The sequence below is a fragment of the Solwaraspora sp. WMMA2080 genome (genome assembly GCF_027497395.1).
Classification (GTDB): domain Bacteria; phylum Actinomycetota; class Actinomycetes; order Mycobacteriales; family Micromonosporaceae; genus Micromonospora_E.
The window spans coordinates 169,834-189,780 of the sequence record NZ_CP114910.1; the positions used below are offsets into that span (position 1 = coordinate 169,834).

22 protein-coding genes and 3 CRISPR repeat arrays (1 of these 25 only partly in view) are annotated in these 19,947 nt (G+C 68.3%); of the genes, 17 read left to right on the plus strand and 5 right to left on the minus strand.

The annotated features are described in order from the left end of the window. A CRISPR array of direct repeats spans positions 1-390; the repeat unit is 36 nt; unit sequence GTTTCAATCCGGCGCGGTTTTCGTGTGTCCGGGGAC (it extends 7 nt beyond the left edge of the window). 55 nt (positions 391-445) lie between these two features. The 8 genes from O7543_RS00815 to O7543_RS00850 all read left to right on the plus strand — a co-directional run bounded on the left by O7543_RS00815 (position 446) and on the right by O7543_RS00850 (position 5,828). Further along, entirely contained in the window at positions 446-1,714 is a 1,269-nt protein-coding gene (locus O7543_RS00815; protein ID WP_281567303.1) for an IS4 family transposase, read from the plus strand. Continuing rightward, a complete protein-coding gene (locus O7543_RS00820; RefSeq protein ID WP_281550650.1) occupies positions 1,689-1,925 on the plus strand; it encodes a hypothetical protein in 237 nt (78 codons plus the stop codon). Before O7543_RS00815 ends, O7543_RS00820 begins: the two co-directional genes overlap by 26 nt. Positions 1,926-1,968: 43 nt before the next feature. Beyond that, positions 1,969-2,435: direct repeats of the CRISPR family, unit length 36 nt; unit sequence GTTTCAATCCGGCGCGGTTTTCGTGTGTCCGGGGAC. Positions 2,436-2,741: 306 nt separating this feature from the next. Beyond that, positions 2,742-3,650 (plus strand): reverse transcriptase domain-containing protein, encoded by a 909-nt coding sequence (locus tag O7543_RS00825; RefSeq protein WP_281550649.1) that lies wholly within the window; start codon positions 2,742-2,744, stop codon positions 3,648-3,650. Further along, positions 3,647-4,639, plus strand: a complete 993-nt coding sequence (gene cas1 / locus O7543_RS00830; RefSeq protein ID WP_281550648.1) for a CRISPR-associated endonuclease Cas1 — start codon at positions 3,647-3,649, stop codon at positions 4,637-4,639. Before O7543_RS00825 ends, cas1 begins: the two co-directional genes overlap by 4 nt. A 5-nt stretch (positions 4,640-4,644) precedes the next feature. Continuing rightward, entirely contained in the window at positions 4,645-4,923 is a 279-nt protein-coding gene (locus O7543_RS00835) for a CRISPR-associated endonuclease Cas2 (RefSeq protein ID WP_281550647.1), read from the plus strand. Beyond that, on the plus strand, positions 4,920-5,210 hold the full coding sequence (locus tag O7543_RS00840; RefSeq protein WP_278114760.1) for a CRISPR-associated endonuclease Cas2: 291 nt from the start codon (positions 4,920-4,922) through the stop codon (positions 5,208-5,210). Before O7543_RS00835 ends, O7543_RS00840 begins: the two co-directional genes overlap by 4 nt. Positions 5,211-5,289: 79 nt before the next feature. Beyond that, a complete protein-coding gene (locus O7543_RS00845) occupies positions 5,290-5,589 on the plus strand; it encodes a type II toxin-antitoxin system Phd/YefM family antitoxin (RefSeq protein ID WP_281550646.1) in 300 nt (99 codons plus the stop codon). Further along, positions 5,586-5,828 carry a type II toxin-antitoxin system RelE/ParE family toxin gene (locus O7543_RS00850; protein WP_278114764.1) on the plus strand — a complete coding sequence of 81 codons (243 nt, stop codon included), beginning with the start codon at positions 5,586-5,588 and terminating at the stop codon, positions 5,826-5,828. Before O7543_RS00845 ends, O7543_RS00850 begins: the two co-directional genes overlap by 4 nt. A gap of 143 nt (positions 5,829-5,971) precedes the next feature. Here O7543_RS00850 and O7543_RS00855 read toward each other — a convergent pair whose 3' ends face one another. Together O7543_RS00855 and O7543_RS00860 are read right to left on the minus strand one after the other, a co-directional pair. Next, positions 5,972-6,169 carry a DUF397 domain-containing protein gene (locus O7543_RS00855; RefSeq protein WP_281550645.1) on the minus strand — a complete coding sequence of 66 codons (198 nt, stop codon included), beginning with the start codon at positions 6,167-6,169 and terminating at the stop codon, positions 5,972-5,974. Positions 6,170-6,171: 2 nt separating this feature from the next. Further along, positions 6,172-6,411 carry a Scr1 family TA system antitoxin-like transcriptional regulator gene (locus O7543_RS00860; protein ID WP_348650111.1) on the minus strand — a complete coding sequence of 80 codons (240 nt, stop codon included), beginning with the start codon at positions 6,409-6,411 and terminating at the stop codon, positions 6,172-6,174. An 11-nt stretch (positions 6,412-6,422) separates the two neighbouring features. On the opposite strand from O7543_RS00860, the gene O7543_RS00865 reads away from it, so the two are divergent. From O7543_RS00865 to O7543_RS00885, 5 genes are all read left to right on the plus strand, one after another. Beyond that, positions 6,423-7,283, plus strand: coding sequence for a helix-turn-helix transcriptional regulator (locus O7543_RS00865; protein WP_281550644.1), 861 nt, complete (start codon positions 6,423-6,425; stop codon positions 7,281-7,283). A gap of 14 nt (positions 7,284-7,297) precedes the next feature. Further along, entirely contained in the window at positions 7,298-7,492 is a 195-nt protein-coding gene (locus O7543_RS00870) for a DUF397 domain-containing protein (RefSeq protein WP_281550643.1), read from the plus strand. Positions 7,493-7,709: 217 nt separating this feature from the next. After that, positions 7,710-8,036, plus strand: coding sequence for a DivIVA domain-containing protein (locus O7543_RS00875; protein WP_281567304.1), 327 nt, complete (start codon positions 7,710-7,712; stop codon positions 8,034-8,036). A gap of 73 nt (positions 8,037-8,109) precedes the next feature. Further along, positions 8,110-8,328, plus strand: coding sequence for a hypothetical protein (locus tag O7543_RS00880; RefSeq protein WP_281550641.1), 219 nt, complete (start codon positions 8,110-8,112; stop codon positions 8,326-8,328). Then, positions 8,328-8,519: a hypothetical protein gene (locus O7543_RS00885; RefSeq protein WP_281550640.1), complete on the plus strand. Its 192-nt coding sequence runs from the start codon at positions 8,328-8,330 to the stop codon at positions 8,517-8,519. The genes O7543_RS00880 and O7543_RS00885 overlap by 1 nt, the downstream gene beginning before the upstream one ends. A 570-nt stretch (positions 8,520-9,089) precedes the next feature. Here O7543_RS00885 and O7543_RS00890 read toward each other — a convergent pair. Then, positions 9,090-10,478 carry an IS1380 family transposase gene (locus O7543_RS00890; RefSeq protein WP_281550639.1) on the minus strand — a complete coding sequence of 463 codons (1,389 nt, stop codon included), beginning with the start codon at positions 10,476-10,478 and terminating at the stop codon, positions 9,090-9,092. 266 nt (positions 10,479-10,744) lie between these two features. Between O7543_RS00890 and O7543_RS00895 the strand changes: the two genes are divergently transcribed. Then, positions 10,745-10,984: a hypothetical protein gene (locus O7543_RS00895; protein ID WP_281550638.1), complete on the plus strand. Its 240-nt coding sequence runs from the start codon at positions 10,745-10,747 to the stop codon at positions 10,982-10,984. Further along, positions 10,984-11,268, plus strand: a complete 285-nt coding sequence (locus O7543_RS00900) for a hypothetical protein (protein ID WP_281550637.1) — start codon at positions 10,984-10,986, stop codon at positions 11,266-11,268. Before O7543_RS00895 ends, O7543_RS00900 begins: the two co-directional genes overlap by 1 nt. Before the next feature lie 212 nt (positions 11,269-11,480). On the opposite strand, the gene O7543_RS00905 is transcribed toward O7543_RS00900, so the two are convergent. Together O7543_RS00905 and O7543_RS00910 are read right to left on the minus strand one after the other, a co-directional pair. After that, complete coding sequence (locus tag O7543_RS00905; protein WP_281550636.1) at positions 11,481-12,692, minus strand: hypothetical protein; 1,212 nt, start codon at positions 12,690-12,692, stop codon at positions 11,481-11,483. Positions 12,693-13,190: 498 nt separating this feature from the next. Next, positions 13,191-13,445: a CRISPR direct-repeat array (repeat unit 37 nt; unit sequence GTTTCAATCCGGTGCGGTTTTCGTGTGTCCGGGGACC). 324 nt (positions 13,446-13,769) lie between these two features. Then, entirely contained in the window at positions 13,770-14,897 is a 1,128-nt protein-coding gene (locus O7543_RS00910) for an SAVED domain-containing protein (protein ID WP_281550635.1), read from the minus strand. A 157-nt stretch (positions 14,898-15,054) separates the two neighbouring features. On the opposite strand from O7543_RS00910, the gene O7543_RS00915 reads away from it, so the two are divergent. Next, complete coding sequence (locus tag O7543_RS00915) at positions 15,055-17,577, plus strand: hypothetical protein (RefSeq protein WP_281550634.1); 2,523 nt, start codon at positions 15,055-15,057, stop codon at positions 17,575-17,577. 7 nt (positions 17,578-17,584) lie between these two features. Next, a complete protein-coding gene (locus tag O7543_RS00920; RefSeq protein WP_281550633.1) occupies positions 17,585-19,897 on the plus strand; it encodes a hypothetical protein in 2,313 nt (770 codons plus the stop codon). Positions 19,898-19,947 lie beyond the last annotated feature (50 nt).

A 19,947-nucleotide genomic window follows, 5' to 3' on the forward strand; every position in this document is an offset into this window, starting at 1 on the left:
TCCGGCGCGGTTTTCGTGTGTCCGGGGACTCAAGGCCAACCAGATAGAGCCGCTTGGTTGCAAGTTTCAATCCGGCGCGGTTCTCGTGTGTCTGGGGACGACCAGCCACCTCACCGGGCGGCCACTGGTTGTCCCGTTTCAATCCGGCGCGGTTTTCGTGTGTCCGGGGACTACCCCCTGCACCGCACACCTACCGCTCCGGTTGGAGTGGTTTCAATCCGGCGCGGTTATCGTGTGTCCGGGGACCAGAACGGTAACAGCGTTGTCTGCAACCCGGCCCTCAAGTTTCAATCCGGCGCGGTTTTCGTGTGTCCGGGGACAAGGTAAGGATGAAGCGCAGGCGGAGGTGGACAGGTTTCAATCCGGCGCGGTTTTCGTGTGTCCGGGGACTGCCTAACGGCCCAATGCCGTTAACTTAGTGTGGGGCGGTCTATGATCTCTGCTCGTGGCGAGGGCTGGTCAGGTCAAGGCGGGGTCGCGGGTTCGGTTGCCGGATCTGGTGGGGGTCGGGGTGTTGACGGCGGCGTTCCCGCCGGAGTCGGTGGATCTGGCGATCGAGGAGTGGGATGCGCGGGAGCAGCGGCATCGGCTGCTGCCGGCTCGGTTGATGGCGTACTACGTGATGGCGTGCGTGTTGTTTCTCGACAGCGCGTACGTGGAGGTGTGGAACAAGCTGCTGGGTGGGCTGTCGTGGGCCCGGCGGTACCGGATGCGGCGGCAGGTGGGGATGCAGCCGTCGGTGGCGGCGCTGGCCAAGGCCAGGGTGCGGTTGGGGCCGGAGGCGATGCAGGGGGTGTTGGCGACCTCGATGCGGCCGATGGTGACCGACGCGGCCGCGGCGCCGTGGGCGTACTTCCATGGGTTGCGGAAGCTGGCCGCCGACGGGTTCACCATGAATGTGGCTCGGACGCCGGAGAACGTGGCGCGTTTCGGGATGCCCTCGAACTCGGCCGGACCGGTGGGGTATCCGCAGGTCCGGGTGGTGGCGCTGGCCGAGGTCGGTACCCGCTGCCTGCAAGGCGCCGCCGTGGGCGTGCTGGCCACCGGGGAGCAGAACCTGGCCCGCACGTTGTGGCCACGGTTGGGAACCGGGGACGTGGTCGTGGCCGACCGTAACTTCCTGTCGTACGAGGACCTGACCGCGATCGTGGCCACCAACGCGCACGCGGTACTGCGAGTCAAGGCGGGGGTGGACCTGCCGGTGCTGCAGGTCCTGGCCGACGGCTCGTATGTGTCGAGGATCGCCGACCCGCAACAGGCACGACGGCTGCGCCGCCGCAAGACGAAGGTACCCCCTGAGCAGATCCCCGGCATCAGCGTCCGGGTGATCGGGTACACGGTGGAATCCGAGCCGGACGAGCACGGCAACCGTGAGGTCAGCGAACTGTTCTGCCTGGTGACCACCCTGCTCGACCCGGACGCCTACCCCCTGCGGGATTTCCCCGAGCTCTACCACGAGCGGTGGACCCTGGAGACCGCGATCGGTGACGTGGAGACCCGGCTGCGCGGCGGCGCCGAGGTCGTCCTGCGGTCCGGGCGCCCGGACCTGGTCTACCAGGAGGTCTACGCATTGCTCTGCGTCTACCAGGCCATCCGCGCGCTGATCGTCGCCGGTGCCGAACACGCCGACCTGGACCCCGACCGCATATCGTTCACCCGCACCGTGCAGGCAGCCGCGCGTCACGTCAGTGACGACGCGGCCTTTTCCCCCTGACGACCTGGCCGATCTGGTCGCCGACGTCATCTACGAGATCACCGACGAACGCAACCTCCTACCGGCCACGCCCCGCATCCGCAGCTTCGCCCGCCAACAACGCCAACCCGGACGCCGCTACCCCCGCCAGACAGACGACTACAAGAAACCCTTACCACCCCGCACCAAGATCAGGTTGTGGGTCCTGACCAGGCCAGACACGTTAAGTTGACGGTATTGGCCTAACGGCCCGACCGTGATGTTTCTGTACCACGGTTTCAATCCGGCGCGGTTTTCGTGTGTCCGGGGACACATCATCGCAGGGGCAGTCGGAGCCGACTCCGGAGGTTTCAATCCGGCGCGGTTTTCGTGTGTCCGGGGACTCGCCTACATCGGCGACCTCGCCCGCCAGCACTCGAAGTTTCAATCCGGCGCGGTTTTCGTGTGTCCGGGGACCTGCAAGATGAGACTCTGCAATTTGCACTACAAGAAGGTTTCAATCCGGCGCGGTTTTCGTGTGTCCGGGGACACGAGGGGAAAATCATGGGAGCGTTCCGTAAGTTCCAGTTTCAATCCGGCGCGGTTTTCGTGTGTCCGGGGACGCGTACCCCTCAGCGCTGAAGCCTGTACGCTTGGGTTTCAATCCGGCGCGGTTTTCGTGTGTCCGGGGACCTCAATCCTCCCAACCGGCCCCCGGTTGAGGAAAGTTTCAATCCGGCGCGGTTTTCGTGTGTCCGGGGACCGTGTCCGAAATGTCGGGTGGTCTGAGCTGGGCAAACATGGTGCTCCGGGGGCAACCTCTTGTTGATCATGATCTTGGGGGAGCCTCAAGTGATCTCCATGGGGCACGTTTTTGCAGCTCGGGTTTACGTTGGGATCTTTCCGCCAACCTACCCGGGATCCCGGGCGTGTCGGGGGTTGTCGCAAAGGGCATTTCCGGACATAAGCTCCTGTTGATCTCGGCGGTGACGTCGATGCCTCCGATTCTATCGGAGTTCGTCCGTCCGATCTCGGCATGAATACCTCTCCTTCCCGGCTGTTGAGTCGGATGTCTGACCAGCCGACGTTGTGGGCCGCGTGGTCGCGGGTCGCCGCCGGCACCGCACTCGCCGGAGCGGACGGCGTGACCGTCGCCGAGTTCGCCCATCACCTCGGGCCACGGCTGGAGTCGCTGTCCGCGCTGCTGCGCAGCGGCGAATACACTCCGCAACCCCTTCGACTGATGACCGTCAACCGTGGTGGCGAGCGCCGCGACCGGGGCATTCCGACCGTCGCCGACCGGGTCGCCCAGCGCGCTTTCCTGCACGTCGCCGGCGACCGGTGGGAGACCCGCCGCGCCGAGGTCAGTTTCGCGTACCAGCGGGGTCGTTCCTGGGTGGACGCGTTGACGATGGCTCTCGCGTACCGGGACAAGGGGTTGCGCTATGTGGTCCGCGCGGACATCGCGGATTTCTTCGCCAGCGTCGACCACCAGCTCCTGCACGAGATGGTCAGCGGCAGCCTCGCCGACCCGGCGGTCAGCCGGATCGTACGCGGCTGGTTCACCGCGCCGATGCTGACCGCCGCCGGCCTGCGTACCCGGGTCCGGGGTGTTCCCGAAGGCGCGCCGGTCAGTCCGACCCTGGCCAATCTCTACCTGCGTGAGTTCGACGCCCGGGTGGACGGCCGGCACGGCCGGCTGGTGCGTTACGCCGACGACCTGGCGCTGTTCTGCCTCGACCTCGACGCGGCGGTCAACGGCGCCCGGCAGATCGGTGCCGAGCTGGCCGCGCTCAACCTGCGGCTGCACCCGGGCAAGACGCAGATCACCACGTTCGACGCCGGGTTCAGCATGCTCGGCTGGGTGTTCGACGGCGAGCATGGCCGGCCCGAGCAGCCCAACGCGGACTGGACCCACCCGCTGCTCAACACGCCGCAGCGGGGCAAGCTGCCGGCCAGCAACGGGAGCCGGCGATGATCGGCAAGGCGTTCCACGTGATCGGCCCGGACTGCGTCCTCGGCCGGCGCGACGGCCGGCTCGTCGTGCACCGCGAAGGTGTGCTGCGCGCCTCCGCGCCACTGACCATGGTCGGCGAGGTCGTCACGACCGGCCGGGTGACCGTCACCCCGCACGCGATGCACAGCATGCTCGCCCACGACATCCCGCTGATCCTGCTCAGCCGCAACGGCCGACCGCTGGGTCGGCTCGAACCGCCCACCGCCGGGCACATCGCCGCCCGGCTGCGTCAACTCGACCGGCACCGCGACCCGGCCGTCCGGCTCGACCTGGCCCGCGCCGTCATCCCTGCCAAGATCGCCAACCAGGCGACGCTGCTGCGCCGCCGCGCCAAGCGCAGCGGCGACCCGGCGACGGTGTGGGCGGCGGTCACCCGGCTCGCCGAGTTCGAGCAGGCCGCCAGCGCCGCGACCGACCTGGCGCAACTGATCGGCATCGAAGGCGCGGCGGCCGGGGCGTACTTCCGCGCGATCCGGGTGATGACCCCGGCCGAGTACGGCTTCGCCGCCCGCGACCGCAGCCGCCGCGACGTGATCAACGCGCTGATCAACTACTGCTCGGCGCTGCTGCGGGAAACCGTGCACGGGGCGATCCTCGCCGCCGGGCTCGACCCGTACCTGTCGTTCCTGCACACCCCGAGCCGGGGCCGGCCCACGCTCGCCTTCGACCTGATGGAGGAGTGGCGGCCGGCGCTGCTGGAGAACACCGTACTGGCGATGCTCGGTCTGCGTACCGTGACCGATGCCGACTTCGACGGCACCCACCTGACACCCGGCGCGACGTCCGCGCTGATCTCGCGGTTTCAGGCCAGGCTGGCCATGCCGGCCCGCGAATGGCCGGCACCCGCCGACCAGCCGACCTACCACCAACTGGTACGCCGCCAGGCGCTGCGGCTGCGCGGCTGGCTGCTCGACGAGCAGGCGCAGTACCGGCCGTTCCGCTGGAGGTGACCGTCATGCAGCCCAGCTGGTGGACCGTCACCTTCGACCTGCCCGACGACCGCGACCGGCGGCAGCTGACGACGCTGCTGCGCCGCCACGGGGTACGGGTGCTGTACAGCGTCTTCACCATCCACATCGGTGATGCGCACCTGGACCGGCTGCTCGCCGCCAGCGCCGAACGGTTCACCGGCGGCGGGCACCTGCTGGCCCTGCCGTCCTGCCCGGACTGCGAAACCGCCGGGTACGGCGTACCGCTGGAAGTCCTCCCCGAGCAGGGCTGGGCCGGCTGGTGAACCGGCCGGTGCTCGTCGTCTACGACATCGTGAACGACCGCCGCCGCGCCGAGGTACGCGCCCGGCTCGGCCCGATCGCCGACCGCTTCCAGTACAGCGGGTGGCTGGTGCCACCGGAGGTCAACCTGACCGCGGCCCGGGTCGTCGCCGACCTGGCCGCGGTCGCCGGCCCGGCGGACCGGATCCACGGCCACGCCCCGTGCCCCGACTGCGCCCGCCGGGCCAGGTGGCTGCCGGCCCGCCAGCCGCACCGCCTCACCCGCCAACCCGGCTGGACCGCCCACTGAACGTGAACACCTGCCCAAAACGGGGACGGGTGTATCTCGCCAAGTAAGGCGGTACGGTACCGCGTGGTACAGTCCGTGCATGGAGAGGATCACCCTGCGGGAGTTCCGCGATGGTGCGGGCCGGGTGCTGGAGTCGGTCGAGCGCACCCGTGAGCCGGTCGTCATCACCAAGTACGAGCGGCCGGTGGCCGTACTGGTGGGGATCGACGAGTGGGAAGAGCTCGAAGCGTTCCGGGACAGCAAGGACGCTGCGGTGATCGCCCGCTCCCGTGCCGAGGGGCAGTTCGTGCCGCTGTCGGCGGCGTTGGAATCGCTCGGGGTCGATCCTCGTGAAGTCGAAGCATTGCTGACCGACCGCACCGACGGTGCGGCGGCGTGAAGGTCCAAGTCGACCGGGACGTGCTGGTCTGGCTGCACAAGCAGCCGCGCAACGTCTTCCTGACGGTCCTCGGCGCGATCCTTGACCTGGTGTCCGATCCTCTGCCGCAAAGTTCGACCGAGCTCCGTGACGGATCGGGCCGACGGCTGCGTGTTGGTGACTACCGGGTCCTTTACCGAATCGACGGCGACGACCTGATCATCCACGCGGTCGGCCACCGCAAGGATGTCTACTCCTGAATCAGCCTGACAGCGGGTACGCCGCCATTGGCCGCGACGGGGTCGGGACCGATGGCCGGTCGGGCAGCACCTTCTGCGGACAGGTGTGGCCGAGTAACTTCCGGCTGTCTCGACCGCCGATGGCCGTACGGGCGCGGGCTGCTTCAGGCGTTGAACGCGTCGGTCTTGACCGCGTGGATGAAGGCGCTCCATCCGGTGGTGGTGAAGGTGAGGACCGGGCCGGTGTGGTCTTTGCTGTCGCGGACTGCGGCGGTGGAGGGCAGGCTGGCGACCTCGACGCAGGCACCGCCGTTGTTGTCACTGCGGCTGGACTTGCGCCAGGTGGGGTGCGGCGTGTTCATGATCAGCCTCCGGTGTCGTCAGCGATCCGTTGGATGAGGGCGCGGGACTCGACCGGGCCGAGTGCGGCGGCGGTGAGTCCTTCCCAGAGCCGAGTGTATGCCCGGACCGCGTCGGGGCCGTCGAGGTAGGCGGCGTCGGCGAGGGTCTCCACGTTGAGGTTCCTGGGGTGTCGGCTGCCCGTGATTGCCGGTAAGTTCGCTCGTTGCCGAGTGGTGGAACATTGCTGGTAGGTGGAACGGATGGGGTGCGGGGTTGAGTAGTCCCTTGGTGCGTCGGCGTCGGTTGGCGAAGGAGTTGCGGCGGCTTCGGGAGGAGGCCGGGCTGACCGCCGAGGAGTTGGCGCGGGCGGCGAAGATGTCGCGGCCGAAGCTGTCCCGGTTCGAGACGGCGGATCGGGTGCCGTCGGTGTCGGATGTGAGCGCGATCCTGGGTGCGTTGTCGGTTGACGGTGAGCGGTGGCACGAGCTGGTGCGGATGGCGAACGACGCCGCCGAGCGTGGTTGGTGGGAGTCGTACGGGTCGGGGATGGGTCGGCGTCAGGCGGTCTACGCGAATCTGGAGCACGGTGCGGTGAGCATCCGTGAGTACCAGTCTTTTGTGGTGCCGGGGTTGTTGCAGGTGCCGGCGTACACGCGGGCGCGGTCGGAGCTGGCGTTCAAGCAGGCCCGGTTGCCGTCGGCCGACCTGGATCGGACGGTGGAGGCGAAGATGATGCGGCAGCGGATGTTGGCACGGCCGGACGGTCCTCGGTACGAGGTGGTGGTCGAGGAGGTCGCGGTGCGGCGGCCGGCTGCGCCGCCGGAGGTGATGCGGGAGCAGTTGCTGCACCTGGCGACGTTGGCCGAGGGGTCCGGGCGGGTGTTGGTGCGGGTGTTGCCGCAGGGCGCTGAGCTGCGGGACTACTGGTTGCCGAGGTCGCCGTTCACGGTGTACCGGTTCGGTGGTGGTGATCCGGATGCGGTCGCGGTGGACACCGAAACGGTCGACCTGGTCTATACCGAGCCGGATGAGGTAGCGCCCTATGCGGACCTGTTCGGTCGGGTGTGGGAGTCGGCGTTGCCGGCTGAGGACAGCGCCGGGCTGCTCCGGGGTGTGGCTGGGGCGGGTCGGTGAGGAGAATCGAGAGCATGAGCAGCTTTCCAGCCACAGGTTGGCGCAAGTCCACGCGGTCCGGCGGCGACGACAACTGCGTGGAGGTGAACGTCACGGATGCTCGGGTGGGCGTCCGGGACAGCAAGGCGGGTCCGGCGGGGCCGGTCCTTGATTTCAGTCGTACGTCGTTTGCCTCGTTGATCCACAGTCTGCGTGCCGGGCGGGGGTGACCTGCGCTAACGCAGCTGGCTGAGGCCACACCGAGCGGTGTCCGGGTTATTCCGGGCACCGCTTTCGTCTGTCCGGGTGGGGGAGACGGTAGTGGATGCCTCTTGCGTCGGGTGTCCGCCGGATGCATCCTGTAACAGTGCCGATGCTGGAACATTCCACAGATGCGACACTGTTTCTCGGTCTGCCGTCGTCTCGTCCGCGAGACGTGGTCGGTAGGTGGCGGTCGCGGTGACGGCGGAGAGCGGCGCGACAGCCGGGCAGACCGAGTCGTGGCAGGTCAGGGCGGTCCGGTTCAGCCGACGGTGGCGCGGGTTGGACCCGCAGGAGGTCTACGCGTACCTGCACGAGGTCGCCGATGAGCTGGATCGGCTGGCCGGGTTGGTGGCCGGTGAGCGGGCCGAGGCCGAACGCCTCCGCGAAGGTCTCCGGCAGTGGCGGCAGCGGCACGTCGGCTGCCGGTTCAACGACCCGCCGCCCTGGCCGGATCCGTCGGCGGGCAGCGCCGGTCAAGCGCGCTACCCACCGAATCGGGGGCGGTGGTGAGCGTCGAACCCTGCCCCGCCTGGGGTGCGCTTCGGCTCGCCTACGTCCCAGGTCCAGATTGGAGGAGGCTCGGATGACGCTGCACCGTCCCGTACGCCCGACCTGGATGTGCGCTGGTTGCGGCTTGCCGTGGCCGTGTCAGACGCGGCGGCGGGAGCTGTTGGCCGAGTACGCGGGCGCGGTGGTGTCGCTGTCGGTGTACATGGCGACGTGCCTGCTGGACGCGATGGCAGACCTGCCCGACTACCGATGCGGCTACCTGTACTCGCCGTTCATCGGGTGGTGGCGCTGATGTCGGTCATCCGGCCTGGTGACGGGAACATGCATTTCGAGGACGGCTCGCACCGCTGGTACCCGTTCGACCCGGACGACCACGACCAGCAGGCGTGGGAAGAGCGGGTGCGCGAGCACCAGCGGCAGCACCGTGAGGAGAAACCGCCCCGGCGGCGGTGGCGACGACGGTCGATCTGGCCGCCAGGCTGAGCGCCGATGCCCTTGTTGAGCTGGGGTCGGGCCGATGGCGGCAACCACCGGTCCGACCCTACCCCCGCACTGCTACGAGAGAAGGCAGACGATCATGGACATCTGTGCGTTGACCAGCGCCACGGTGCTTGGCTACCTCGCTGGACTGTTCTCATTCCGGGTCAAGAGCCGCTGGTGCCCCAAATGTGGCGAACTCACCACCACTCCGCCGCCGCACTGACGTCCTCGTACCGACTCCCTGCTTGTGGCCAGCCTCGCGGGGTCGTCGCTGCCTGACCTGTGGCCGGACGTGGGGATCAGCCTGACCGATCCACATAGGAAGTACGAAGAGGGCTACTACACGACTTTCTCAGGAGGGAAACGTGACCAGGAACCAAGGCCCCGCCAACAGCCTCGATCCACCGACGCGGTTGCCGCTGAATGTTGGTTGATCATTTCTGTATTGGGTGGTGCGGCGGGCGTGAGGGAGTCGCCGATCACGTGATCGGCTTGCTCCGAGGGTGAGTGTTCGGGGTGGAACGGGATTGTGGCCTGTGGTCGGGCCGCCTGGTTTCGGCTGGTGGGGTGTGGTCAGCCGGGTGCCGGCTGGACGGCGGTGAACAGGTTGTCGAACGCCGCCTGCCAGGGCCAGTACTCGGGCAGGTGTAGGTGGATGGTGCGGGCCCGGTGGGCGAGGCGGGCTGCGACGGTGATGATCCGGGTCCGGATGGTGGCGGGTCTGGCGGTCGACCAGGTGCCCGCGGCGAGGTGTCCGGCGGCGCGGGTGAGGTTGTGCGTGATCGCGGCGCAGGTCAGCCAGGCGTCGTTGGCGCTGAAGTGTCCGGAGGGCAGGTGGGCGAGGGGGCCGGCGATCAGGTCGGCGTTGACCTGCTCGATGATCGCGTGTTGCCGGTGCTGGGCTTCGGCCTGTACGAGGGTGTACGGGCTGTCGGTGAACACGGCGTGGTACCGGTAGGTCGGTAGGAGTTCGTCCTGGCCGGGGATCTGTTGCGGGTCGTCGCGGCGGACGCGGCGCACGATCAGCCGGGCGGTCGCCTCGTGTCGGGTGCCGGCGAACGCGGTGTACGTGGTTTCGGCGATCTGCGCGTCGGAGATCCACCGGCCGGCGTCTTCGTCCCGGACGGCCTGCGGATAGGTGATGTCGACCCACTGGTCGGCGGCGATGCCGTCGCACGCGGCGCGGATCTTCGGGTCGATGCGGCAGGTGACCGAGAACCGCACGCCACGACGCCGGCAGCCGCTGATCACCGTCTTGGCGTAGAACGCCGAGTCCGCTCGCACCATGATCTCCCCCGAAGCGCCGCATGCCCGGGCGGTCGTGATGGCCTCGGCGATCATGGTGGCGGCGCCCCGGGACGAGCCGGCGTTACCCGACCGCAGCCTCGTGGCGGCGATCACCGGCGCGGACAGCGGGGTGGACAGCGTCGCGACCAGGGGGTTGTAGCCGCGCAGGTAGACGTTGTAGCCGCCGACCTTGGCGTGGCCGAACCCGATGCCCTGCTTCTGCTTGCCGTACACCCGCCGCAGCATGGAGTCGATGTCCACGAAGCACAGGGTGTCGGCGCCGGTCAGGATCGGTGCCCGGCCGGTCAGACCGATCAGGGTGTCGCGGGCGGCGGCCTGTAACTGCCGTACGTGCCCGTGGGTGAACGTACGCAGGAACGACCCGAGCGTCGACGGCGCGTACACGCTGCCGAACAGCGACCGCATGCCACCGTGCCGGGCGATGTCGAGGTCGTCGATGCTGTCCGCGCCCGCGAGCATCCCCGCCACGACCGTGGCGACCTTCCCGGCGGGGTTCGCGCCCTTGTCCGTCGGCAGCCGCACCCGGTCGGCGACCGCGTCATGCAGACCGGCCTGCTCGGCCAGGCGCATCACCGGAACGAGACCGGCACACGACACCAGATTCGGATCGTCGAACGTCGCGCGCACCACCGGCGCGTCCTGGCGTATTCTCACCTGCGAGGTGCCCTCTCGAACCGAGCGATAGAAGCGTCAGAACTCCTATCCTTCCAGTTCAGAGGGCACTTTCTATAGCCGGGGTCCTGCCGGTCCGACCTTCATCGGTGGATCGAGGCAACAGACACCACCTGGCTCCGCACGTCAGGGTCAACTCGGGTCCGACGCCGGATCGACCACCGTTGCCGCGACGGACGCCGGGGCAGACGGACATCGGGCGTGATCCGCGTTTCCGGTCGCTGGCCGCTCGTGGGATGGCGGCGGCGATGCGGAACCGGCCGGACGCGGATGTGCTGGCCCAGGCGCGGGAGACGGTCGCCGAGCACATGCCGAGTCGGCTGGCCGAATGCCGGGCGTGTGACATGCCGGCGTTCTGCCAGCCGTTCACCAACGCGCTGACGGTGCTGGACCGCTGGGACCAGGTCAAGGCGCGTCGGGTGCGGGCGGTGTTGCAGTACGCCGGGCTCTGGCCGGACGGTTACGTCCACGACGGGCGGGCCGACTGATGACCGACCGCGATCTAATCCGGGTGGGCGACACGCTGCATCTCGGTAAGGCTGACTGGGTGTTCGGCGACCGGTCGATGACGGTCCGGGTCTCCGACATCCGGTACGGCCTCGACGACGCAGACTCCCCGGTGGTCGGCATCCTCGCCACGATCACCTCGGCCGGGCGGGACGGGCGGATGGCCGCGATCGGTGTCTACAAGTCAGCCCTGACCCGCGCCGGTGTGGTGCAGCGCCGGCAGCCACCCAACGGCGTCGACTTCCCGGCCACCGAGCGGCCGTAGACCCCCGGGGCGCGTACCCGCTGCAGCCCTGGTGGGCGGCCGGGCACCAGGCACCCGACGAGCGGTGACGCCCCCACGTCCGCCCCCGAGCACGCGAACGGCCGCTCGGCCCGGTGTCCACCGCTGCCTACACAGTCAGGGTGTCGCAGCGGCAGAGCACGCGCCCCGGGCTTGGTATTTATCGGCGTAATTTCTGGATGGCAAAAGGCGAATCAGGATGCGGCGGTGATAATGATGGCGTGAGCGTGATCGCCGTCGGGCGAGATTCGAATATTTACCTCAACATTGTAAGAAGATATTTCCAAGTAACTCTGGCCGCTGTCGTCCGTGAGGAACGAAAATGGTGGCGGACCGGCGGTTATTCCGTGCTCGTAGCTAACGCTATCGGCTAGAATTCTTGGTGTGGTGTAATTTGAGGTATCGCGCGTTCTGTCCCAAACAAGGTAGATCCTTTCGTGGGGTTCCACATTTACTCGCAATATGTCGGCGTATCCTTTATCTCCCTTCCACCAATAGGCAATTTGTTTACCCTCTAGCGGAGGGGGTTCAGGTAAAATTCCGATATCGACAAATTTGTTCCCGATCCACTTTAGGCCACGAACTTCCGTGCTATTTACAATAACAATATGGTCGGCCCTCTGTGCCACCTCTCCACTTTGAAGATCTTTTTTCTCATGTAGAATCTCAAATTCCCGCGAGCTCTCGTCGAAACCGAGAATCTTGAAGCTCAGAAATCCGCCGCTACCACACGTTCTCGAGGCCACGATTTCCTGTTCGCTATGCGTCCTCAATTGTACGACTTGCAGCTTGAAGTAGCCACATCCGCGGGATTCGATCGGGTGCGAAAATATTCTTTCCCACTCGTCTCCGTTGCACCCAATGACATCAAGCCTTAAGTCGTTTGCATCTGGGTCTGGATATACGTTTGGGTCTATAAGCACCGCCACAAGGTCGCCGCCTCCTGAGGATGAGGAAAAAACGGCTCTTGCCTTATAGTCTACAGTCGGCGTTTCGGTAAGAACTCTTACTGAAGGCGTGCCGCATTCACTGACTATGTCGCTAATTGTCCTTTGTTCCGGTGGTCTTAGTGGCCCCAGCTCGGGGGGAGTGTCTCGAAACGTCCACGTTGCAAATAAGGCCACGCTGAGTGATAAAAGGGTTAAGAGAAGGCACAGGATCTTAAGCCCAAGACCAAGATCTGTAGAGCGCCTAGCTGGTATTGTGAGTATGGCGCCCAGAAGTGCCTGGCTGGCTGCAAGGATTGTAGAAATTCTGCCTGACCAACCAAGTGTGGTCGCGAGGAAAAGCGCTGCCGAGATGGCGAATGATATCCATACTAAGGTCCACAAAAAAAACGCACGCGCGGAGCCTGGGGAACGTCGACGGGTAGGGTCTGAGGGGTAGATTGGTGGATATGGTTGCACTGACGCCGCTCTCCTCGTCGAAACTAGTTGTGCGCAGCCACATCGAACAATGTTCGGTGACGACTATACATATCGTAGCGTGCGGCGACGGTTATCAGTCTGACATGCGACTGCGAAATGCTTTGTGGTGAAATGCGCAAATTCTTACGTTTGGCGTGGGTGGCTAGCCGAGTCGGGCATCGATACCACTCAACGGATTGTATCCTCCTGGATTAGAAGAAAGCCGGTTGTTGGTGACGTGGGGCGGCCAGTTCGGCGATGGTTTCGCCTCACCGATGCGATCGGCTTTAATCGATGGATGTGCTGTCGCTGTCGCAGGGCAGCCGGGTGGGGTTGAACGCGCCAGTCGACCCGGTTGATCCGCCGAAGTCGACGAGCAGCTGGGCATCGGCATGACCGACCGGGTCCCGCCCGCCTCCGCTTGCCGTGTCCTTCGGGCGTGTTGTGGTAACCCTTCCCCCAGCCTCAAGAAGGGCTCTGCAATGTCTAAAGTTGACGGTTTCAATCCGGTGCGGTTTTCGTGTGTCCGGGGACCCCTAACCTCAAACAGGTGTGTGAGGCCGCTGCTCAGGTTTCAATCCGGTGCGGTTTTCGTGTGTCCGGGGACCGTCTAGCTGAGGTCAGCAACAAGCTCGACTGGAACAGTTTCAATCCGGTGCGGTTTTCGTGTGTCCGGGGACTTGACCGTATTGGCTGGGAGTTCGTCTCCTACGCCAGTTTCAATCCGGTGCGGTTTTCGTGTGTCCGGGGACCGTGTCCGAAATGCCGGGCGGTCTGAGCTGGGCAAACAGGTGGCTCGGAGGGCAACCTCATGATCATCGTGATCTTGGTGGCGGTCCAGATGATCTCTGTGAGGTGAGTTTTCGCAGCTCGGGCGTACTTTGGGATCTTTCCGCCAACCTCCCCCGGATCCCGGGCGTGTCGGAGGTTGCCGCAATCGACATCTCATCGCAACTCCGGCACCTAATCTTGCGTACATCGATGTGTTGTCCGTCCTCGATGGAGGCCGCTTGGCCCGGCGTGGCTGTCTCACCTCCCGTCCGGTAGTCGCCGACATGCCGATGTGGAAATTGTCGCTCACCGGGTCGGCTCCGGCAAGGGAAACGGTTGGTACGAGTGGGTGTCCCGGTCGAACGAAAAGACCGTCCACCGCCCGGGATCCGGTGCCGCCAGGCGGGCACCCAACGCCAGCGAGATCGCCACCGAGCCGCTGAGGAACACCGCGTACCGGCCGGTGCGGGCGGCACTCGGCAACGCGGCGGCCAGCCACTCCCGGCGGGCCTGCTCCACAACGCCCGTATAGGTGGCCGCGTCCTCGACCAGCAACGAACCCGCGCTGCGCAGCACCAGCAGGTGACCGATGCCGTGTTGTCGGCAGGTCTCCCGTACCGGATCGGCGAACTGGTGCCCGAAGCCTTGCAGATCCAGCGCGAGCGCCGCCCGCGACGGATCTCCGCCCGCCACGACCTCCAGGCTCGCCGTCAGCGGAGCCGCCGCCGACTCGGTGGCCCGTAACGCCGTCGCCGCGAAATACGGGGGAGAGCCGTCGGCCTGGCGGACGGCGTGGACCCGCACCTCACGCGAATGGGTGTGACCCAGCCGGGCCCCGAACCAGAACGCCAGATGCAGCGGCATCGTCGGGATCAGATTGACCCGGGTCGCCTCCGGGGTCAGCCGCTGCGCCAGTATCAACGCGTTGAACGTCTCATCCGCCAACTTCTCGACCCGAGACTTGTCCACCACCGGATCACCGGACAAGGTGACCGCCGTCGCCACCGTCACCGCACACGTCGACCGGCTGAACTCCTCGGCCTGCTGCTCGTACTGCCGGGCCTTGGCCAGCCCACGCCCGACGTCGCGCGCGGTCACCACGATCCCCACCTGCACCTGCCGGTACGCCCGCTCCCGCAGCCCGAACCCGGCCACCAGCAGCGCCACCCCGGCCAGGCAGCCCACCACGAACCACCACCGGCCGGCCGCCTCACCGACCATCACCGACTTGGCCGCCTCGACACCGAACCCGCCGGCCAGCGCGCCGCCTACCGCCACCGCCGCCGTCCCGTCCGACAACGCCGCCCGCAGCCCGCCCGCCCAGCCGCCCCGGTCACCGCCCGACCCGCCGCCGGCCCGGCCCGCCCAGCCGTCACCACCGGTGGCCGAGCCGAACACCGTCAACCCCGGGCCGTCCCAGCGATCGTCCGTCACCGTGCCATCATCGACGCCGGCCGCGCCACTGTGGAACCCACCGCCGGGGCAAGGCTGCCATCGGATACCCGACACCGCCTGCCCCGTGACAAATCCACTGAGTAACGTTGATCGGCTCGGCACCATCCCCCCGACCACCCCCTCGATTGGACGGGCCGTGTCCCCTCGCGTTTCCTTCGTGCTGCACGCCGTCGGGCACGCCGACCTCGGCGTACCCCCACCCGACAGCGCCGGCGCCACCGACCTGCTGCGGCTGCTCGACGAGCGGCCCGACGACGATGACCAGACCCGGCGGATCCTGCGGCTACGCACCCCGGCGCAGACCACCGGCGACACCGCGCCGCTGGCCGCCGCCCTCGCCGCCCTGCACGCCGACCCCGACACCGCCGGCACCGCCGTACACCTGATCCTCGCGACCACCGCCCGGGTCGCCGCCATCGCCGCCGCGATCGACCGCGCCGTCCGCCACCAGCCCGACCTGTACGGCGGCACCATCGCCGCCGTCACCGTCATGCACGGCGACAGCCTCGACGAGACCGACATCGCCACCGGCGTCACCCGCACCCTCGACACCCACGCCGACCCGGGCACCGACCGGGCGTACGTCGTCTGGGGCAGCGGCTCCACCCAGACCGTCCTCGGCGCGCTCGACGCGGTGATCACGTCCGGGTTGCCGTGGTCGTTGATCCGGATCGGGCCGACCGTGGCGCCCCGGCACGCCGTCTACGACCCGACGGTCGGGTTGCCGGTCGACCCGGTGGTGCCGTTGCTGCGTCGCTGGCGTTACCACGATCTGCTGCGGGCTCTCGCCGATGCGGGTCAGCTGAGTCTGACGGTTGAGCAGCGGCGGGTCGTGGACGCGGAGGCTGATCACTTCGGGCAGGCGTACGTCGTGCCGAACGCCGACCGGATGCGGGCCGTGATGGCTGCCGCGTTGATGCGCGGCGACGGCAGCAGCGGCTTCACCGTCCGCGCCTACGTCGCCCAGCGCTACCACGAACTGCGCGCCGCCGACGGCTCCCCGCTGGACCTGCTCACCTGGGCCGAACAGCACGCCAAACGATCCCCGGTCACCCTCGGGGCGATGCTGCGGGTCATCCGCGAGCAACGCGCCGGGCACGCAGACCCGGCGGTACGGGCGGCGAAAGCCGCGCCCAGCGGCCGGTGGCTCGCCTCGCAGATCGTGCACCAGCTCAACGAGATGGGCAAAGCCAGCGCCCACGAACTCAAACCACCGGACCCGCCGATGCTCGACGCGTTGCGCCGGCACCTGCGCCAACACGACAGATCCCCGGCCGCCGCCACCGCCGGTGGCGTGCCGGCAGCCGGTGACAACGCACCGGCCGGGCTCGGATCGCTGACCCTGGTGCCCGGCGACACCGTCTGGTACCTCAGCGTCGTCGGCAACCCGTCGCGCGACGGCAGCCCGTACATCGTCGAACAGATCGTCCAAGCCGCCGCCGATCCCGACCGACGCGACGACCTCGACCCGGCGGTCCGCACCTACCTCGGGGTGCCGGCCGGCCAGCCGGTGCCGGTCAAGGCGTTGATCCTCGGCACCGCCGCCGGCACCTACCCGCACGCCCGCCAGGCCGCCGACCGGCTGCGGGCCGCCGGGCACACCGCCGTCGCCGCCCCGATCGCCGACCTCGGCGTCGCCGCCGACGACCCGGCCGCGTTCACCGAGCCGGCCGCCGCCGAGCTGCTGCGCCAACACGTCGGCCCGGACACCGGGGCGATCGTGCTGATCCCGACCGGGCCGAAGGAGCACGTGCTGACCCTGCTCGCCGCCGGGCAGCAGGCTGCCGCCGTACGGGGAATCCCGCTGTTCCTGCGGCAGCTCGTCACCCGCGACCGGAGCGTGCTCGACGCCGGCACCCACCGGCTGCCGCTGCGTTTCGGCACCGACCTGGCCATCCTCGCCGCGGCCAGCCACGCCCTGGACGTCGCCGAACTCGACACCGCCGCCCGGCTGCTCGGCACCCTCGCCACCGGGCAGCCGCTGAGCGCCCGCGCGGTGAGCCTGTCCGACGCGCTGCGCTGCGCCACCCGGCGGCTGCGCCGCTGGCCGGTGCCGGTGCAGGCCGACGTCACCACCACCGAGGACTGCACCTTCCGGATGATCGGCGAACGGATCGACGTGTGGGCCGCGCTGCCCGACGTCGACCGGGACGTCGCCACCGGCATGCGCGCCATCATCGGCGCCTGCGCCAGCACCGAACACTCCATCGACGCCAACCGGCTCAAGGAAGCCACCCGGCGGCAGGTGCTGCGACCGCTGTACGAGATCCGCAACCGACTGCCGATCACCCACGGCCACGGCCACGGCCGCGCCGACGGCGACACCCCGGAGTCGCTGAACCCGGAGCCGCTCGCCCCGGAGCCACTCAACCTGGAGCCGCTGATCGTGGAGCGCACCGGGGGAGCGCAGCGCACCGTCAGCGGGCTGCTCACCGCGATGGCCGCCGCCGCCCGCAGCACCTTCGGTGACCGCCCCGGCGCCGGCCCCCGGCTGGCCGACCTGCTCGCCGAGCTGCGCGCCGACGTACGCCGGCTGCGCGACACCGAACACACCGAGCTGGCCTGGCGCGCCGAACGCGCCGGCCAGGCGGGCCGACCCGGCCTGCCCGGCCTGGGCGGCAACAGGCTCGGCACCATCGTCGACACCCGACCCGAATAGGACGAACGTGACCCGACACGTCACCTACCTGCTCCACGCCGTCGGAAACTCCGACCTCGGCGCACCGGCGGGCCGCGCCCGCCTGTCGGCCGGGCAGGCCGACGCCGGCGACCTCCTCGCCCGGCTCGAACAGCGGCCCGACGACGACACCCACACCCGGCAGATCCTGCTGCTGCGCACCCCCGAACAGACCACCGGCCAGGTCGCGCCGCTCGCCGCCGCACTGGGCGCTCTGCCGGCCGATACCGGCACCACCACCATCCACCTGGTGCTCCTGTGCACCCCGGTCGTCGCGCCGATCGCCGACGTCATCGCGCACGCCCTCAACCGCCAACCCGACCTGTACGGCGTACCGGTCACCGCCGTCACCATCGTCCACGGCGTGAGCGTCACCGAACCCGACATCGCGTGCGGTGTCACCCGCTTCCTGCGCAGCCGCGCCGACTCCACTGCGGGGCGGGTCTACACGGTATGGGGCAGCGGCTCCACCCAGGTCATCCTCGGCGCGCTCGACGCCGTCATCAGCTCCGGGCTGCCGTGGTCGTTGATCCGGATCGGGCCGACCGTGGCGCCCCGGCACGCCGTCTACGACCCGACGGTCGGGTTGCCGGTCGACCCGGTGGTGCCGTTGCTGCGTCGGTGGCGTTACCACGATCTGCTGCGGGCTCTCGCCGATGCGGGTCAGCTGAGTCTGACGGTTGAGCAGCGGCGGGTCGTGGACGCGGAGGCTGATCACTTCGGGCAGGCGTACGTCGTGCCGAACGCCGACCGGATGCGGGCCGTGATGGCCGCCGCGTTGATGCGTGGCGACGGCAGCAGCGGCTTCGCCGTCCGCGCCTACATCGTCCACCGCTACCAGGAGCTGCGGGAACACGACGGCAGCACGCTCGACCTGCTCCACTGGGCGCAGCAGCGCAACGGGCGACGGATCGCCACCCTCGGCAAGTTGATAGGCACGATCGACCGGGAGCATCAGGACTCCGCCGTGCTCGACGCGAAGCGCACCGCCAGCGGCGAGTGGCTCCTCTCGCCGATCGTGCGGCAGCTCAACGAGATGGGCAAGGACAGCTCCCACGAACTTGCGCCGCCGCAGCCGGCGATGCTCGACGCCCTGCGCCGGCACCTCGCCGAACACGACACCGCCCCGGCGGCCGACCTGCCCACCCCGTCCGGACTCGGGCCGCTGCCCCTGGTGCCCGGCGACACCGTCTGCTACCTCACCATCCTCGGCTGGCCGGACAGCAAAGGCGGTGACTACGTCGTCGAGGAGATCGCCGATGCTGTCCAACAGAACCGGTGGCGGCGGATCGAGAAAGACGTCCAGACCTACCTCGGCGGTCCGGTCGAGGTACCGGTGAAAATGATCATCCTCGGCACCGCCTCCGGGACGTTCACCCACGCGCAGCGGGTCGGCGAGCAGCTGCGCGCCGCTGGACACACCGTCGTCACCGCTTCGGTCGCTGCCGTCGGGCTCGACCCCGACGACCCGGCCGCGTTCACCAAGCAGGCCGCGGTCGAGCTGCTGAGCCAGCACGTCGGCCCGGACACCGGGGCGATCGTGCTGATCCCGACCGGGCCGAAGGAGCATGTGCTGACCCTGCTCGACGCCGGGCAACAGATCGCCGCCGTACGGGGAATCCCGCTGTTCCTGCGCCAACTCGTCACCCAGAACCAGAATGTGCTCGCCGCCGGCACCCACCGGCTGCCGCTGCGCTTCGGCACCGACCTGGCCATCCTCACCGCCGCCAGCCATGCCCTGGACGTCGCGGAACTCGACACCGCCGCCCGGCTGCTCGGCACCCTCGCCACCGGCAAACAGTTGAGTGACAAGGCGCTGCGTCTGTCAGAAGCGTTGCGCCATGCCGGCGAGTCGGAGGACTGGCCGATGACCACCGTGGACGCCGAGGATCGCGCCGTCCGGATGGTCGCCGAACGGATCGAGGTGTGGGCCACGCTGCCCGGCATCGACAAGGACCCGGCAACCGGGATGCGGGCGATCATCGGCGCATGCGCCTGCGCCGAACGCTCAGCGGACAACCACGCACAGACCAAGACGAAGATCCGCGACGAGCTGACATGGATGTTCGACACCCGCAACCAGTTGCCGGTCACCCATGGGCACGGGCCGTTCGACGCCCGCGCCCTCGACGACCTGATCCTGCACAACACCGGGGGAGCGCAGCACACCGTCAGCGGGCTGCTCACCGCGATGGCCAACACCGCCCGTGACACGTTCGGCGACCGAGTCTGCGGCGGCCCCCGGCTGGCCGACGTGCTCGCCGAGTTACGCGACGACGTACGCCGACTGCGCGACACCTGACCCGTCCGCCTGGCCGGCTGCCGGGCTCCGGTAGCGGGACCTCCACCGGA

Coding starts and splice junctions, on each gene's coding strand:
- O7543_RS00825 (WP_281550649.1), top strand. CDS start 2,742: ATGTCTGACCAGCCGACGTTGTGGGCCGCGTGGTCGCGGGTCGCCGCC.
- O7543_RS00835 (WP_281550647.1), top strand. CDS start 4,645: ATGCAGCCCAGCTGGTGGACCGTCACCTTCGACCTGCCCGACGACCGC.
- O7543_RS00855 (WP_281550645.1), bottom strand. CDS start 6,169: ATGAACACGCCGCACCCCACCTGGCGCAAGTCCAGCCGCAGTGACAAC.
- cas1 (WP_281550648.1), top strand. CDS start 3,647: ATGATCGGCAAGGCGTTCCACGTGATCGGCCCGGACTGCGTCCTCGGC.
- O7543_RS00885 (WP_281550640.1), top strand. CDS start 8,328: ATGTCGGTCATCCGGCCTGGTGACGGGAACATGCATTTCGAGGACGGC.
- O7543_RS00895 (WP_281550638.1), top strand. CDS start 10,745: ATGCGGAACCGGCCGGACGCGGATGTGCTGGCCCAGGCGCGGGAGACG.
- O7543_RS00900 (WP_281550637.1), top strand. CDS start 10,984: ATGACCGACCGCGATCTAATCCGGGTGGGCGACACGCTGCATCTCGGT.
- O7543_RS00880 (WP_281550641.1), top strand. CDS start 8,110: ATGACGCTGCACCGTCCCGTACGCCCGACCTGGATGTGCGCTGGTTGC.
- O7543_RS00870 (WP_281550643.1), top strand. CDS start 7,298: ATGAGCAGCTTTCCAGCCACAGGTTGGCGCAAGTCCACGCGGTCCGGC.
- O7543_RS00845 (WP_281550646.1), top strand. CDS start 5,290: ATGGAGAGGATCACCCTGCGGGAGTTCCGCGATGGTGCGGGCCGGGTG.